General features: G+C 53.6%; 13 protein-coding genes. 7 read left to right on the top strand and 6 right to left on the bottom strand.

Translation table 11 applies throughout. From position 1 onward, the window contains the following. The first annotated feature begins 15 nt into the window (after positions 1–15). Positions 16–1,413, top strand: coding sequence for an MFS transporter (locus tag ACQG2Q_RS25140; RefSeq protein ID WP_032676786.1), 1,398 nt, complete (start codon positions 16–18; stop codon positions 1,411–1,413). A 218-nt stretch (positions 1,414–1,631) separates the two neighbouring features. Here the strand turns inward: ACQG2Q_RS25140 and ACQG2Q_RS25145 are convergent, their stop codons facing one another. Continuing rightward, on the bottom strand, positions 1,632–2,636 hold the full coding sequence (locus ACQG2Q_RS25145; protein ID WP_000427620.1) for an IS110-like element IS4321 family transposase: 1,005 nt from the start codon (positions 2,634–2,636) through the stop codon (positions 1,632–1,634). Between the two features lie 205 nt (positions 2,637–2,841). Here ACQG2Q_RS25145 and ompL point away from each other — a divergent pair, with 205 nt between their 5' ends. Then, entirely contained in the window at positions 2,842–3,528 is a 687-nt protein-coding gene (ompL, locus tag ACQG2Q_RS25150) for a porin OmpL (protein WP_032626918.1), read from the top strand. A 79-nt stretch (positions 3,529–3,607) separates the two neighbouring features. On the opposite strand, the gene typA is transcribed toward ompL, so the two are convergent. Next, positions 3,608–5,431: a ribosome-dependent GTPase TypA gene (gene typA, locus ACQG2Q_RS25155; protein WP_022649851.1), complete on the bottom strand. Its 1,824-nt coding sequence runs from the start codon at positions 5,429–5,431 to the stop codon at positions 3,608–3,610. A 377-nt stretch (positions 5,432–5,808) separates the two neighbouring features. On the opposite strand from typA, the gene glnA reads away from it, so the two are divergent. The 4 genes from glnA (at position 5,809) to ACQG2Q_RS25175 (ending at position 10,080) form a co-directional block, all read left to right on the top strand. Then, positions 5,809–7,218, top strand: coding sequence for a glutamate--ammonia ligase (gene glnA, locus ACQG2Q_RS25160; protein WP_023298930.1), 1,410 nt, complete (start codon positions 5,809–5,811; stop codon positions 7,216–7,218). A gap of 167 nt (positions 7,219–7,385) precedes the next feature. Continuing rightward, positions 7,386–8,435, top strand: a complete 1,050-nt coding sequence (glnL, locus tag ACQG2Q_RS25165) for a nitrogen regulation protein NR(II) (protein WP_003861923.1) — start codon at positions 7,386–7,388, stop codon at positions 8,433–8,435. A gap of 11 nt (positions 8,436–8,446) precedes the next feature. Next, positions 8,447–9,859, top strand: coding sequence for a nitrogen regulation protein NR(I) (gene glnG / locus ACQG2Q_RS25170; protein ID WP_022649852.1), 1,413 nt, complete (start codon positions 8,447–8,449; stop codon positions 9,857–9,859). 110 nt (positions 9,860–9,969) lie between these two features. Then, the gene (locus ACQG2Q_RS25175) at positions 9,970–10,080 is read left to right on the top strand and encodes a YshB family small membrane protein (protein WP_017382667.1); all 111 of its coding nucleotides are present in this window, start codon (positions 9,970–9,972) and stop codon (positions 10,078–10,080) included. Positions 10,081–10,180: 100 nt separating this feature from the next. Here ACQG2Q_RS25175 and hemN read toward each other — a convergent pair whose 3' ends face one another. The 3 genes from hemN to ACQG2Q_RS25190 form a co-directional block, all read right to left on the bottom strand. After that, positions 10,181–11,554 (bottom strand): oxygen-independent coproporphyrinogen III oxidase, encoded by a 1,374-nt coding sequence (gene hemN, locus ACQG2Q_RS25180; RefSeq protein WP_063850109.1) that lies wholly within the window; start codon positions 11,552–11,554, stop codon positions 10,181–10,183. Positions 11,555–11,742: 188 nt separating this feature from the next. Then, a complete protein-coding gene (yihI, locus tag ACQG2Q_RS25185) occupies positions 11,743–12,258 on the bottom strand; it encodes a Der GTPase-activating protein YihI (RefSeq protein WP_022649854.1) in 516 nt (171 codons plus the stop codon). 161 nt (positions 12,259–12,419) lie between these two features. Further along, positions 12,420–12,743: a hypothetical protein gene (locus tag ACQG2Q_RS25190; protein ID WP_139154183.1), complete on the bottom strand. Its 324-nt coding sequence runs from the start codon at positions 12,741–12,743 to the stop codon at positions 12,420–12,422. 95 nt (positions 12,744–12,838) lie between these two features. Between ACQG2Q_RS25190 and yihA the strand changes: the two genes are divergently transcribed. Continuing rightward, positions 12,839–13,468, top strand: coding sequence for a ribosome biogenesis GTP-binding protein YihA/YsxC (yihA, locus tag ACQG2Q_RS25195; RefSeq protein ID WP_003861913.1), 630 nt, complete (start codon positions 12,839–12,841; stop codon positions 13,466–13,468). A gap of 311 nt (positions 13,469–13,779) precedes the next feature. On the opposite strand, the gene polA is transcribed toward yihA, so the two are convergent. Beyond that, on the bottom strand, positions 13,780–16,572 hold the full coding sequence (gene polA, locus ACQG2Q_RS25200) for a DNA polymerase I (RefSeq protein WP_045308732.1): 2,793 nt from the start codon (positions 16,570–16,572) through the stop codon (positions 13,780–13,782). Between the last annotated feature and the right edge of the window lie 16 nt (positions 16,573–16,588).

Here is a 16,588-nt window from a genome sequence, read left to right on the forward strand (position 1 = left end):
CTTTGAGGATCGACCATGACACACAATACTGATCCGTTAACCCTCAAATTGAGCCTGCGAGAGAAGTGCGCCTACGGGATGGGCGATTTTGGCTCGAACCTGATGCTGTGTATTGGCACGCTGTATCTGCTGAAGTTTTACACGGACGAGCTGGGCATGCCCGCGTTCTACGGCGGCATCATTTTTCTGGTCGCCAAGTTCTTTACCGCGTTTACCGACATGCTGACCGGGGTGCTGCTGGACTCCCGGCGTAATATCGGCGCGCGGGGGAAATTCCGGCCATTCATTCTCTACGCCTCCGTCCCGGTGGCGCTGGTGGCCACGGCGCAGTTTATGGCCAACGACTTTAGCCTGACGGTGAAAACGGCCCTCGCCACCGTGCTCTTCATGATGTTTGGCCTCTGCTACAGCCTGATGAACTGCGCCTACGGTGCAATGGTTCCGGCCATCACCAAAAACCCGAACGAGCGCGCGCAGCTTGCGGCGTGGCGTCAGGGCGGCGCAACGGTAGGACTGTTGCTCTGCACCGTCGGCTTTATGCCGATTCAGGCGCTGTTCGTCAGCCAGCCCTCACTCGGCTATCTGGTGGCCGCGCTGGTGTTCGTCACCGGGGGGCTGTTCTGCATGTGGTGGTGCTACAGCGGGGTGAAAGAGCGCTACGTCGAGCTTACGCCCGATCACCATAAGCCCGGCATTCTGAAATCATTCTGCGCAATTTTCCGCAATCCGCCGCTGCTGGTGCTGTGCATCGCCAACCTCTGTACCCTCGCCGCGTTTAACATCAAGCTGGCGATTCAGGTCTACTACACCCAGTACGTGCTGAACGATCTGCATCTCCTGTCGTGGATGGGCTTTTTCAGTATGGGCTGCATTCTGATTGGCGTGTTTCTGGTGCCTGGCGCGGTAAAGCGCTTTGGCAAGAAACCGGTCTATCTGGGCGGGCTGGCGCTGTGGGCGGTGGGCGACGTGCTGAATTTCTTCTGGGGAACCAGCTCCCTGCTGTTCGTGCTCTTTTCCTGCATGGCCTTCTTCGGCACGGCGTTTGTGAACAGCCTGAACTGGGCGCTGGTGCCGGATACGGTTGATTACGGCGAGTGGAAAACCGGGATTCGCGCCGAAGGGTCGGTGTATACCGGCTATACCTTCTCGCGCAAAATCTCCGCGGCGCTCGCCGGTTTTCTGCCCGGCATCATGCTGACCCAGATTGGCTACGTTCCCCATGCCGTGCAGAGCGCGGGCACGCTGCTGGGTTTGCGTCAGCTGATTTTCCTCTGGCCGTGCGGCCTGGCGATCGTTGCTGCCGTGACCATGGGGCTGTTTTATAAACTCAACGAAGCGCGCTTCGCCTTTATTATCGAGGAGATTGGAAAACGGAATCTATGGTCACTCCCGTTTTTGCAACACCGATTTTGACGATAAATTGGCTTGCTTGAATCTATCCGGCGTCTGAATGGGATTTTATTCCCGCGCCTCGATGAGTTCCGCGCCTGATGAACCTCCAGAAAATATACGGCTTCAATGAGCCTTTCCGTTTTACAGGTTCCTCAACAGGCCGGTGGGCCGTTAGTATCATCAATATCAGTATTCGCAAAACCAGATCAGTGATTCTTTAAACCGGTGTATTTCTGCCGTTATGCTACATAAGTTTGCTGTCGTGCCGTTAGGGCCCAGGCTATTCTGGCCAGCTTGTTTGCCAGAGCACAAGTGACGACAAAGTTGCTTTTCCTACACAGTAGATCCCTGACCCAATCGGCCAATTTGCCAGACTGGTGTTCCAGTTTTTGTATGAATACCCTGGCACATTGAACCAACAAAGTTCGGATCTTTTTGTTACCTCGCTTACTAATTCCCAGCAATGTCGTCCGACCTCCCGTGCTGTACTGTCGAGGCACTAGCCCTGTTGCCGCCGCAAAGTCACGACTGCTGGCGTACTGCTTCCCGTCGCCAATCTCAGTTGAAATAGTACTCGCTGTCAGTGTTCCGACGCAGGGAATGCTCAGCAAGCGCTGTCCAATCTCATCTTCGTCCAACTTTCGTTTCAACTGGGATTCCAAATCTTTAATCTGCTCAACAAGATAGTGATAATGCTGTTGTAATTTCAGCAATAACTGGCTGAGGTATAGAGGCAAACTATTGTCCTCAAGAAGGGTACTCAGTCGGCTAATAACGGCAGCTCCTCGTGGAACGCTGATGCCAAATTCCAGCAGAAAAGCATGCATCTGATTGGTTGTTTTTACCTTATCCTGAACCAGGGATTCACGGACACGATGCAGCGCACGCATTGCCTGCTGAGATTCAGTTCTGGGCTGTACAAAACGCATAGACGGACGCGATGCAGCTTCACAAATAGCTTCGGCGTCGACAAAGTCGTTTTTGTTACTTTTAACGAATGGACGGACAAATTGTGGTGATATCAGCTTAGGAAAATGCCCCAACTCTTCCAACTTGCGTGCCATAAAGTGAGAGCCACCACAGGCTTCCATTGCGATGGTTGTAGCGGGGCATGTCGCCAAAAATTCGATTAACTTTGGCCGTGTAAATTTTTTACGGTAAACAGCCTTGCCGCGACGATCCTGGCAATGAATATGGAAAGAGTTTTTACCCAGATCGATACCAATGAGCGCAATGTTTTCCATGATAGTTCTCCGAATGAAAGCCTGTCCTCAGCATAGTACCGGGAAGGAGGGAGTGACCATCTCATTAAAAACAGACAGCAAATACCCCTGAGATAACCACCAACAATAAAGCGTCAGCAGTCACTTTATAACTATAAATCCGGCCAATATGTCCTTCCTGTTAATCAGGAGGGAGGCCTTTCTGTACCTGATACATGGACAAATTATGAATAGAATCATCACCGTACTGATCGTGTCGTCTGTGTCCTGCCCGGTTTTTGCCGGGGCCTATGTCGAAACGCGCGAAGCGTACAATACGGCCTCTGAGCTGCACGAGGTGATCCTGCGTGCGGGCTATAACTTCGATATGGGCGCGGGGCTGATGTTCACCAACGCTTATAACGTGGGGAAATGGGACGAACTGAAGCACAGCTATAACGAAATCGAGGGTTGGTATCCGCTCTTCAAACCGACCGACAAACTCACCTTCCAGCCCGGCGGGTTAATTAACGACAGCAGCGCAGGATCGGGTGGAGCGCTCTATTTAGATACTAACTATAAATTTACGGACTGGTTTAATCTGACGTTCCGCTATCGCTATAACCATAACAATTACGATACGCCGGACTATAACGGGCAGATGGATAAAAACGACACGCACGAATTCGCCAACTACTGGAATTTCAAAGTGACGGATGCGTTTTTCTACACCTTTGAGCCGCACTTTTTCCAGCGGGTGAATGATTACCACAGCAAAAATGGCAAAGATCATCACTGGGAAATTACCAACAAGTTCAGCTATAAAATCGACAGAAACTGGCTGCCGTATCTTGAGCTACAGTGGCTGGACCGATGGAATGATTACAACCGCGAGCAGTACCGGATCCGTTTAGGGTTACGTTATTCGTTCTAATAAAAAAGCCGCTGATCGCTCAGCGGCTTTTCGTTGCCAGGTGGCGCTTACGCTTTACCCGGCCTACGGCATAACCGAATTACTCTTCTTTCGCACCGCGCATAGCACGTTTACGATCGTTCTCGGTCAGGTGACGTTTACGGATACGAATTGACTGAGGCGTCACTTCTACCAGTTCGTCATCATCGATGAATTCCAGAGCCTGCTCCAGCGTCATCTTGATCGGTGGAACCAGAACCGTTGCTTCGTCAGTACCGGACGCACGCATGTTGGTCAGTTTCTTACCGGTCAGGCAGTTTACCGTCAGGTCGTTAGAACGGCTGTGAATACCGATGATCTGGCCTTCGTAAACTTCAGCACCGTGACCCAGGAACAGCTTACCGCGATCCTGCAGACCGAACAGCGCAAACGCAACCGCTTTACCCTGACCGTTGGAGATCAGTACGCCGTTGTTACGCTGGCCCACTTCGCCCGGACGGATGTCGTCATAGTGGCTGAAGGTGGAGTACAGCAGGCCGGTACCGGAGGTCATGGTCATGAACTCAGAACGGAAGCCGATCAGGCCACGGCTTGGGATCACGTAGTCGAGACGTACGCGGCCTTTGCCATCTGGATTCATGTTTTTCAGGTCGCCTTTACGCTCACCCAGTGCCTGCATGACAGAACCCTGGTGCTGCTCTTCAACGTCCAGCGTTACGTTTTCGAATGGCTCTTGTTTACGGCCATCGATTTCGCGGAAGATAACTTTCGGACGGGATACCGCCATCTCGAAACCTTCACGACGCATGTTCTCAATCAGAACAGACAGGTGCAGCTCACCACGACCGGAAACGCGGAATGCATCAGCGTCTTCGGTTTCTTCAACGCGCAGCGCAACGTTATGCACCAGCTCTTTGTTCAGGCGGTCAAGGATCTGACGAGAGGTAACGAACTTACCTTCTTTACCACAGAACGGAGAGGTGTTGACGTTGAAGAACATGGATACGGTTGGTTCATCAACGGACAGGGCTGGCAGCGCTTCGACGTTCTGCGGATCGCAGATGGTGTCGGAGATGTTCAGTTCACCCAGACCGGTAATAGCGATGATGTCGCCCGCTTCAGCGATGTCGCTCTCGATACGCTCAAGACCCAGGTGAGTCAGAACTTTACCGACTTTACCGTTACGGGTTTTGCCTTCGCTATCGATGATAGTGACCTGCTGGTTAGGCTTCACTTTACCGCGCTTGATACGACCAATGCCGATTACGCCAACATAGTTGTTGTAGTCGAGCTGGGAGATCTGCATTTGCAGGGTGCCTTCCAGGTCAACGTTTGGCGCAGGAACGCGGTCAACAATCGTCTGGTACAGCGGAGTCATGTCTTCCGCCATGTCTTCGTGATCCAGACCGGCGATACCGTTCAGCGCAGACGCATAAACGATAGGGAAGTCCAGCTGTTCGTCGGTCGCGTCGAGGTTAACGAACAGGTCGAAGACCTGGTCAACAACCCAGTCAGGACGCGCGCCAGGACGGTCAACCTTGTTGATCACAACGATAGGTTTCAGGCCGTGGGCAAATGCTTTTTTGGTCACGAAGCGCGTTTGCGGCATAGGGCCATCAAATGCGTCAACCACCAGCAGCACGGAATCCACCATGGACATCACGCGCTCAACTTCACCACCGAAGTCGGCGTGCCCTGGGGTATCAACGATGTTGATACGGTAGTCATTCCATTTGATAGCGGTGTTTTTGGCGAGGATGGTAATCCCACGCTCTTTCTCCAAATCGTTGGAGTCCATCACACGCTCTTGAGTTTCGGCACGAGCATCAAACGTACCGGACTGCTGTAGCAGCTTGTCAACCAGGGTAGTTTTACCATGGTCGACGTGCGCGATGATGGCGATATTACGCAATTTTTCGATCACAACTTTGCCTCAGGCATTTAGAAATAGCGCGTTATTGTACACGGATTAATCGCACTACAAAACAGGATCACAAACATCCCCCGCAAACAAGTATTGCAGAGATGCTTTGTGATCGCTTTCACGGAGCGGTAAAAGGGCACTTTAACGTAAATTGCACCAATATGGTGCTCAATGTTCACACTGAAGCACTATAATGGTGCAACGAATCCAATGTGGTGCAGCCCTTCTGCACTATGGTGCGCATGATAACGCCTTTTTGGGGTGTTTTAAAAGTTGGCACAGATTTCGCTTTACAGAAATACAGTAAAAATATGGCAGCCCAGCCGATTTGAAGACCTCGTTACCACGACGACAATGACCAATCTGGAGAGTTAAGTATGTCCGCTGAACACGTTTTGACGATGCTGAACGAACATGAAGTGAAGTTTGTTGATCTGCGCTTCACCGATACCAAAGGTAAAGAACAGCACGTCACGATCCCTGCTCATCAGGTGAACGCCGAATTCTTTGAAGAAGGCAAAATGTTTGACGGCTCCTCCATTGGCGGCTGGAAAGGCATTAACGAATCCGACATGGTTCTGATGCCAGATGCAACCACTGCGCTCATTGACCCGTTCTACGAAGAACCTACGCTGATCATCCGCTGCGATATCCTGGAACCTGGCACGCTGCAAGGCTATGACCGTGACCCACGCTCCATCGCAAAACGCGCTGAAGAGTACCTGCGTTCTACCGGTATTGCAGACACCGTTCTGTTCGGGCCAGAGCCAGAGTTCTTCCTGTTCGACGACATCCGTTTTGGTGCTTCCATTTCTGGTTCCCACGTCGCTATCGATGACATCGAAGGCGCATGGAACTCTTCCACCAAGTACGAAGGTGGTAACAAAGGTCACCGTCCGGGCGTGAAAGGCGGTTACTTCCCGGTTCCTCCGGTCGATTCTTCACAGGACATCCGTTCTACCATGTGTCTGATCATGGAAGAGATGGGCCTGGTTGTTGAAGCGCACCACCATGAAGTGGCAACGGCTGGCCAGAACGAAATCGCCACCCGCTTCAACACCATGACCAAAAAAGCGGACGAGATTCAGATCTACAAATACGTTGTGCACAATGTTGCGCACCGTTTCGGTAAAACCGCGACCTTCATGCCAAAACCCATGTTTGGCGACAACGGTTCCGGCATGCACTGCCACATGTCCCTGTCCAGGAACGGTACTAACCTGTTCTCTGGCGACAAGTACGCGGGTCTGTCCGAGCAGGCGCTGCACTACATCGGTGGTGTTATCAAACACGCTAAAGCGATCAACGCCCTGGCGAACCCAACCACTAACTCCTACAAGCGTCTGGTCCCTGGCTACGAAGCACCAGTAATGCTGGCGTACTCTGCCCGTAACCGTTCTGCTTCTATCCGTATCCCGGTGGTGGCATCTCCGAAAGCGCGTCGTATCGAAGTGCGCTTCCCGGACCCGGCGGCTAACCCATACCTTTGCTTCGCAGCACTACTGATGGCCGGTCTGGACGGTATCAAGAACAAGATCCACCCGGGCGAAGCCATGGACAAAAACCTGTACGACCTGCCGCCAGAAGAAGCGAAAGAGATCCCACAGGTTGCCGGCTCTCTGGAAGAAGCCCTCCAGGCGCTGGACGCAGACCGCGAGTTCCTGACCGCTGGCGGCGTGTTCACCGATGAAGCTATCGACGCTTACATCGCGCTGCGTACCGAAGAAAACGACCGCGTTCGCATGACGCCGCACCCGGTTGAGTTCGAACTGTACTACAGCGTTTAATTGATTTGTTTTACCCGGCGCATACGCGTCGGGAGTCGTTGCCGTGGAAACTTTAGCCCATCTTCGGATGGGCTTTTTTCTCCACCAACAACCTGATCTCACGCGCTTTTTACCTCTAAAACGCTATACTGCACTAAAATAGTGCAACGACTCCAGGAGACTGCTGAATGGCAACTGGCACGCTGCCCGATGCTGGGCAGATCCTCAATTCTTTAATTAACAGTATTTTGCTGGTCGACGACGAGCTGGCGGTGCATTACGCCAACCCGGCGGCGCAGCAGCTGCTCGCCCAAAGCGCCCGTAAACTGTTTGGCACGCCGCTGCCAGAACTGCTGAGCTATTTCTCGCTGAATATTGGCCTGATGCAGGAGAGTTTGCAGGCGGGTCAGGGCTTCACCGATAACGAAGTGACGCTGGTGATTGACGGACGCTCGCATATTTTGTCCCTCACCGCACAGCGTCTGCCAGATGGCATGATTCTGCTGGAAATGGCGCCGATGGATAACCAGCGTCGTCTCAGCCAGGAGCAGCTTCAGCATGCGCAGCAGATTGCGGCGCGCGACCTGGTGCGCGGGCTGGCCCATGAGATCAAAAACCCGCTGGGCGGCTTACGCGGCGCGGCACAGCTTCTGACCAAAGCGCTGCCTGACCCTGCCCTGGCGGAGTATACCAACGTCATTATTGAGCAGGCGGACCGTCTGCGTAATCTGGTCGATCGCCTGCTCGGGCCGCAGCAGCCAGGGATGCACGTTTCAGAAAGCATTCACAAGGTCGCGGAGCGGGTGGTGAAACTCGTCTCGATGGAGCTGCCGGATAACGTCACGCTGGTGCGTGACTATGACCCAAGCCTGCCGGAGCTGGCGCACGATCCGGACCAGATTGAACAGGTGCTGTTGAACATTGTGCGTAACGCGTTGCAGGCGCTGGGCCCGGAGGGTGGCGAAATTATTCTGCGTACCCGCACCGCGTTCCAGCTGACGCTGCACGGCGTACGTTATCGTCTGGCAGCACGTATTGATGTGGAAGATAACGGACCGGGGATCCCGCCGCATCTCCAGGACACCCTGTTCTACCCGATGGTCAGCGGTCGCGAAGGCGGCACCGGGCTGGGGTTATCCATAGCCCGAAATTTGATTGACCAACACTCCGGCAAAATTGAATTTACCAGTTGGCCGGGACATACCGAGTTTTCGGTTTTCCTGCCGATTAAAAAATAAAGGTGACGTTTATGCAACGAGGGATAGTCTGGGTAGTCGATGACGATAGCTCCATCCGTTGGGTGCTTGAACGCGCGCTCACAGGAGCGGGATTAAGCTGCACGACGTTTGAGAGTGGCAGCGAGGTGCTCGACGCACTCACCACCAAAACGCCGGACGTTCTGCTCTCGGATATTCGCATGCCGGGAATGGACGGACTGGCGCTCTTAAAGCAGATCAAACAGCGCCACCCTATGCTTCCGGTCATCATAATGACCGCCCACTCCGACCTGGATGCTGCCGTCAGCGCGTACCAGCAGGGCGCGTTTGATTACCTGCCAAAACCGTTTGATATCGACGAAGCCGTTGCGCTGGTTGAGCGCGCTATCAGCCACTATCAGGAGCAACAGCAGCCCCGCAATGCCCCCGACTTTGGACCAACGACGGACATCATCGGTGAAGCGCCAGCCATGCAGGACGTGTTTCGCATCATCGGGCGTCTGTCGCGTTCGTCTATCAGCGTCTTGATTAACGGTGAATCAGGGACCGGTAAAGAGTTGGTCGCACACGCCCTGCATCGCCACAGCCCGCGGGCGAAAGCCCCCTTTATCGCCCTGAACATGGCAGCGATCCCTAAGGATTTAATTGAATCTGAGCTGTTCGGCCACGAAAAAGGGGCATTTACCGGAGCCAATACCATTCGTCAGGGACGCTTTGAACAGGCTGACGGCGGCACGCTTTTCCTGGATGAAATCGGCGATATGCCGCTGGATGTACAGACCCGACTGTTGCGCGTGCTGGCAGATGGACAGTTTTACCGCGTGGGCGGGTATGCGCCGGTGAAGGTGGACGTACGCATTATCGCCGCGACGCACCAGAACCTGGAGCTGCGCGTACAGGAGGGGAAATTCCGTGAGGATTTATTCCATCGTCTGAACGTGATCCGCGTCCACCTGCCGCCGCTGCGCGAGCGTCGGGAAGATATCCCGCGTCTGGCGCGCCATTTCCTGCAGGTGGCGGCCCGCGAGCTGGGCGTGGAAGCCAAGCAGCTTCATCCGGAAACGGATGCCGCCCTCACCCGTCTGGCGTGGCCGGGCAACGTGCGTCAGCTGGAAAACACCTGTCGCTGGCTGACGGTGATGGCCGCCGGCCAGGAAGTGCTGATTCAGGATTTACCAGCAGAACTGTTTGAAGCCACCGTGCCCGAGAGCACCGCAGGACATACGTTGCCGGATAGCTGGGCGACGCTGCTGGCGCAGTGGGCAGATCGCGCGCTGCGTTCCGGTCATCAAAACTTGCTTTCTGAAGCACAGCCTGAAATGGAGCGCACGCTGTTGACCACCGCGCTTCGTCATACCCAGGGCCACAAACAGGAAGCGGCTCGCCTGTTGGGATGGGGTCGAAACACCCTCACGCGCAAGCTGAAAGAGCTGGGAATGGAGTGATCGTACTCCGCTGTGTAAAGGTTACTAATTGAGCGCAAAGTGCCGTTATTTTGCGCTTTACTGTTCCGATGAGTTTTGTATGATCGTGCCCGGAAACTGGGGGGAGCATCATGCTGGAATCATTAGTGACCTTGCTTTCGAGCGGTGCAGCAGAAAGCCACACGCCACAAACTGCCGTTGCGGCGGTATTGTGTGCGGCACTGGTTGGGCTGTTTAGCTAACGAGCTGTCGATGAAAAGCCGGGTGGCGGCTTCGCCTTACCCGGCCTACATAGTTGCGAGTTGTAGGCCTGGTAAGCGAAGCGCCATCCGGCATTGCAACTTAAATCACGCGCGAGAACTGCTGTAAACGCGCTTTCTGGCGCAGATAGGCATCGAAGCACATGCAGATATTACGAATCAACAGACGCCCCTTCGGCGTGACGACCACCGCGCTCTCCGACACATCCACCAGCCCGTCTTTCGCCAGCGGCGCAAGAAGCTTCAGGTCTTCGGCAAAGTAATCGCTGAATCGCAGATCCCATTGCGACTCCACCTCGCGGAATTCGAGACGGAAGTTGCAGATAAGCGCCTTAATCACATCACGACGGATGCAGTCGTCGCGCGTTAACGCAATGCCGCGCCACAGCGCGTTGCCCGTTTCATCAACCTGCTGGTAATACAGCTTCAGCTCTTTTTGGTTCTGGGCGTAGCAGTCGCCAATCATGCTGATAGCGGAGACACCCATTCCGAGCAGATCGGTATCGCCCTGGGTGGTGTAACCCTGGAAGTTACGGTGGAGAACACCTTCGCGCTGGGCAATCGCCAGTTCGTCGTCAGGGCGGGCAAAGTGATCCATCCCGATAAACTGATAGCCGGTTTCGGTCAACGAGGCGATGGTCTCCTGCAAAATGTCCAGCTTCTGCTGGGCGGAAGGCAGTTCCGCATCTTTGATTTTGCGCTGCGCGGCGAACAGCGTCGGCAGGTGCGCATAGTTAAAGACGCTCAGACGGTCCGGGTTGAGCTCAGCCACGCGTTTAAGCGTGTAGGCGAAGCTCTCCGGCGTCTGCTTCGGCAGGCCGTAAATCAGGTCTATATTCGTTGAGGTAAAGCCGATCTCACGCGCATGGTTGAGTAAGGCAAAGATAAACGCTTCATCCTGCTCGCGGTTGACCAGGCGCTGTACTTCTTTGTTGAAGTCCTGTACGCCCATACTCAGGCGGTTGAAGCCTTCGGCGCGTAAATGATCCAGCACATCCAGCTCGATTTCACGCGGATCGACCTCGATCGAAATTTCAGCGTCGTGGTTAAAACTGAAATTGCCGCGCAGAAGCGCCATCAGGCGGCTGATCTGCGCTTTGTTCAGATAAGTTGGCGTACCGCCGCCCCAGTGAAGCTGGCTGACGTGACGGCCTTTAAACAGCGGTGCGCGGTGCAGAATTTCCTGTTCAAGCGCATCGAGGTATTGATCGGCTTTGTGCTGCTGGCGGGTAACGATTTTATTGCAGCCGCAGAAGTAGCAGAGCTTGTGGCAGAACGGAATATGGACGTAGAGCGACAGCGGGCGCTCGGGATAGCGCGCCACAGCATGCTGAAAATCCGCCTCGCCGAAAGCGTCAGAAAACTCCAGCGCGGTGGGGTATGAGGTATAACGCGGCCCGGAATAGTTATATTTCTGGATCAGGGCCAAATCCCAGTCGATAGATGGTACAGACATGCTCACTCCTTCCGTTGGTGTCGCGTTCGTATACGGCGGCCCGTTCTGGTCCCGTTGCGGGCCATCATTCGGGTGCGCAGCCACTTCTGTCGCCGCGACAACCGCCGTAGTTTAACGAATAACCACACCAGATAACATATAACCGGAAGGGTTATAAGCAGGACGAGTGTACCTGCCGGGTGCAAATGTTAGTTTCCACCTTTCAGCAGACGCATCATATCTTCCTGCTTTTCGTCTTCCTCTTCGTCTTCTTCATCATCGTAGGACAGACCCAGCTTCTGCATCAATTCATCAATGCGATCCAGTTTGGCATCTACCCAGGACTGCTCTTCAGCGGTCAGGGTTTCACCCTCTTCAAGACGTTCCAGCAGCGCATCCAGGCGCTCATCGTTCTCCAGCATATCCAGCTCAGCCTGCGGTGAAAGCATAGGTTTCTCGCTCTTTGGTTTGTGCTGCTTAGTGACCGGCGTGTCTGTCACGCCCAGTGGAATGGGAGTTTTACTGCCGATACGAGGATCTTTCTGCTGTTTGCCTTTTGCAGAAGCGCCTGCGGCACCGCCACCGTTAGCACGGCTACCCGCAGTATGGCCACGATGCTTTTTATCGCGTTTGCGATCGCGCGCTTCCTGATTCAGTTCTTCGCGCGTTTTGCGGCGGGCTTTTGCAGGGCGTTTCGCGCCCGCAGCGGAGGTCGGTTTTTTCATGATGTTTTATCTTTAAGTCGTTTTCTTCAGTATAGAATTGCGGCGAAATCTAGCAGAAAGCAAGCAAAGAAAAAAGGCGACAGAGCAATCTGTCGCCTTTTTTCCTGACTCACAACCCTTAACGGGTCAGACATTCCCTGTTTGCCTTCAACAAACCCTGTTTATCCCTTGGCTACTACCGTCCGTGATACGGTTCCGTTTCCTGTTAAAAACGCCTCCAGGCGCCGGTCGTCCTGACAATCCTGAGTCTTCGCCTCCTGGCGCTCCTGACCCTTATCCTTAAGTCGTTTTCCTGCTGGCATCCTCGCCTTGACGCACACTTTACCTTGTTCTCTTAAACTAACAAGCAACGAAAAGGTACTAAACCGGATTTTCAGATAATTACTCATTAATAACTCTTTGAATTTTAATATTTTGAGTTTTTTAGCGCCTGCGATTTCTCTTAAATTTCTCATACGCTTAAGGGCAGATCTCTTACATTCCATAGGGCTTTCACTTACACGTCAATGACGAAGGGAAAAGCCTTTTGCCCGCATTCAGGTATAATCCCCCGCAGATTACGATTTTTGGAGACGACCACGTGACTACCTGGAACTACCAACAGACGCATTTTGTCACCAGTGCGCCCGATATTCGCCACCTGCCCTCAGACACAGGGATTGAAGTGGCATTTGCTGGCCGCTCCAATGCGGGAAAATCCAGCGCCCTGAATACGCTGACCAATCAGAAAAACCTGGCGCGTACCTCAAAAACACCTGGCCGTACTCAGCTGATTAACCTGTTTGAAGTGGCTGAAGGCAAACGCCTGGTCGATTTACCGGGCTACGGTTACGCGCAGGTACCGGAAGAGATGAAGATCAAATGGCAGCGTGCGCTGGGTGAATACCTGGAAAAACGCATGTGTCTGAAAGGTCTGGTGGTGCTGATGGATATTCGACACCCGCTAAAAGATCTCGACCAGCAGATGATTGACTGGGCGGTGGCAAGCGATATTGCGGTGCTGGTGCTGCTGACAAAAGCGGATAAGCTGGCGAGCGGCGCGCGCAAGGCGCAGGTGAACAAGGTACGTGAAGCGGTGCTGGCATTCAACGGTGATGTACAGGTTGAACCGTTCTCCTCGCTGAAAAAGCAGGGTGTGGACAAACTGCGACAGAAGCTAGACAGCTGGTTTAACGATCTGGAACCGGCGACAGAAGCGGAAGCAGAGTAACAACAGGCGCGGCGATGACCGCGTTTTTTTCGCCCGAAACTTTCCTTTCCGCAATAAAAAACGCCCCAGTCATTACTGACTGGGGCGGCTAAAATATTCAGCCAAATCCGATTACGTGAAGTAAAAGGTCTGAAAGATAGAACATCTTACCTCTGTACCCTACGTCGTTAACTCTACTCCTATTTTGTCTCTTGAAAAAGCACTTTTTGTAGTTTTTTTTCATTCTTTACATAGGGAATTCTAATGATCGTCACAAAACGCGCGTACTTATGTTGCTTACTTACATAAAACGCGCGTTATTCCGATAACGCTTAGTGAGCCTGATCCCAGTTTTCGCCGCTACCCACTTCCACCAGCAACGGAACGTCCAGCTTCATGCTGTTTTCCATCAGTTCATGGATCTTCTGAGAGACCTTTTCCAGGTCGTCTTTATGGACTTCAAATACCAGTTCATCGTGTACCTGCATGATCATTTTCACGCGCGGTTTCTCTTTTTCCAGCCAGGCATCAACGGCGATCATCGCGCGTTTGATGATGTCTGCCGCAGTGCCCTGCATCGGGGCATTGATAGCAGCACGTTCAGCGCCAGCACGGCGCGCGGCGTTGCTGGATTTGATGTCCGGAAGGTAAAGACGACGGCCATCCAGCGTTTCAACGTAGCCTTTCTCTTTCGCCTGCGCGCGGGTACGCTCCATATATTCCAGCACGCCCGGATAGCGCTCAAAGTAGAGATCCATATACTTCTGCGACTCTTTACGCGGAATGTTGAGCTGGCGTGAAAGGCCAAATGCGCTCATGCCGTAAATAAGGCCAAAGTTAATCGCTTTAGCGCTACGACGCTGTTCGTTTGTCACGCTGTCCAGCGGCAGGCCAAACACTTCGGCAGCTGTCGCCCGGTGGATATCCTTCCCTTCGGCAAATGCCGTCAGCAGGCCTTTGTCACGCGACAGGTGCGCCATAATACGCAGTTCGATTTGCGAGTAGTCTGCGGAGACAATCAGATAATCCTCTGGCGCAATGAAAGCCTGGCGTATACGGCGGCCCTCTTCATTACGCACCGGAATGTTTTGCAGGTTAGGATCGGTTGACGAAAGCCGCCCGGTCGCCGCTACAGCCTGGTGATAGGAGGTGTGCACGCGACCCGTTTTCGGGTTGATCATCAACGGCAGTTTGTCGGTATAGGTCGATTTCAGCTTGGCCAGACCACGGTACTGCAGGATAACTTTTGGCAGCGGATAGTCCAGCGCCAGCTCTTCCAGCACCTCTTCAGAGGTTGAAGGCGCGCCGCCCGGCGTTTTCTTCAGCGGTTTAATACCCTGCTTTTCAAACAGGATGGTTTGCAGCTGTTTCGGTGACGACAGGTTAAATGCCTCTCCAGCAAGCTCATGCGCTTTCTGTTCAAGCTCGGTCAGGCGCTGCGCCAGCTCGCCAGAGTGATTATGCAGCACCGTTGGGTCGATTTTGACGCCGTTACGCTCAATGCGGGACAGCACAGGCACCAGCGGCATCTCAATGTTCTGGAAAACATTCAGCGGCCCTTCGTGCTTCTGCAATTTCGGCCACATTTTGAGATGCAGCTGTAGCGTGACGTCAGCGTCTTCCGCGGCGTAGCGGCCTGCTTCTTCCAGCGCGATCTGGTTAAAGGTCAGCTGATTTTTGCCCTTACCGGCAATTTCTTCAAAGGTGATGGTTTTGTGTTTCAGCCAACGATCGGATAAGGAATCCATATCATGGCGGCCCGCCACGCTGTCCAGAATGTAAGATTCCAGCATGGTGTCAAAAGCGATACCACGCAGTTCAATGCCGTAGTTTTGCAGAATACCGCGGTCGTACTTCAGGTTTTGCCCGACCTTCAGCGCTTTCTCGTCTTCCAGAATCGGCTTCAGCAGTTCTAAGGCGCGCTCGCGCGAGATCTGCTCCGGCGCATCCAGATAGTCATGCGCTACCGGAACATAGGCTGCCATACCCGGCTCCGTCGCGAATGACAGACCTACCATATTGGCAGATATGTTATCGAGACTGTCCGTTTCGGTATCGAACGCAAATACCGGTGCTTTTTTCAGCTTTTCAATCCAGGCGACGAGCTGCGACTCTTCAAGGATGGTTTCATAGTTATCGAATGAGAGCGCTGCCGCTTCTTCTTCTGCCTGCTCTTCGGCATCGACAACGATAGTTTCTTTCGGCTTCGCCGCAGCTTTTGCCCCTTTCGCCTGAAGCCATTTCCCGGCTTCGACATCCGTGGTCCAGCGTTTAAATTCGTATTTTCTGAACAGGCCAAGCAGTTCTTCTGCGGCGGGTTCCTGCACTTCAAGCTGGTCGCAGGTAAGCTCCAGCTCGACGTCGGTTTTGATGGTGGCTAACTGATAAGAGAGGTAAGCCACCTCTTTGTTATCGGCGAGCTTTCCGGCCATGGTTTTTGCACCACGGAAGGTAAGTCCGGCAATTTTGTCGGACTCAGCGTACAGCGTATCCAACCCACCTAACCCTTGCAGCAGCGCCTGAGCTGTTTTTTCGCCCACGCCCGGCACACCAGGGATGTTATCCGAGGAATCCCCCATCAGGGCGAGGAAATCAATAATGAGTTCTGGCGGCACGCCATATTTGGCAACCACTTCTTCCGGGCCAAGAATGGTGTTGGTCATGGTATTAATCAGCGTGATCCCAGGTGTTACCAGCTGCGCCATGTCTTTATCACCGGTACTGATCAGCACCGGGCGGCCAGCCTTTTCAGCTTCGCGCGCCAGGGTGCCAATAACGTCGTCAGCCTCAACGCCCGAGACAGCCAGCAAAGGCAGCCCCATCGCTTTGACCATAGCGTGCAGCGGTTCAATCTGCGCACGCAGATCGTCAGGCATGGGAGGACGGTGAGATTTGTAATGCTCAAATAATTCATCGCGGAAGGTTTTCCCCTTCGCATCAAACACCACGGCCGCATGGGTTGGGTGGTATTGCAGAATCAGGCTGCGTAGCATATTCAGCACGCCGTACATTGCGCCGGTAGGTTCCCCTGCGCTGTTGGTCAGAGGAGGAAACGCATGATACGCCCGATAAAGGTAAGAAGAGCCATCGACGAGTATAAGTGGGTTTTCTGGGATCTGAACCATAATGTCCGTGCCTTTA

The sequence above is a fragment of the Enterobacter cloacae complex sp. 370H10 genome (genome assembly GCF_050031535.1).
GTDB lineage: Bacteria > Pseudomonadota > Gammaproteobacteria > Enterobacterales > Enterobacteriaceae > Enterobacter > Enterobacter intestinihominis.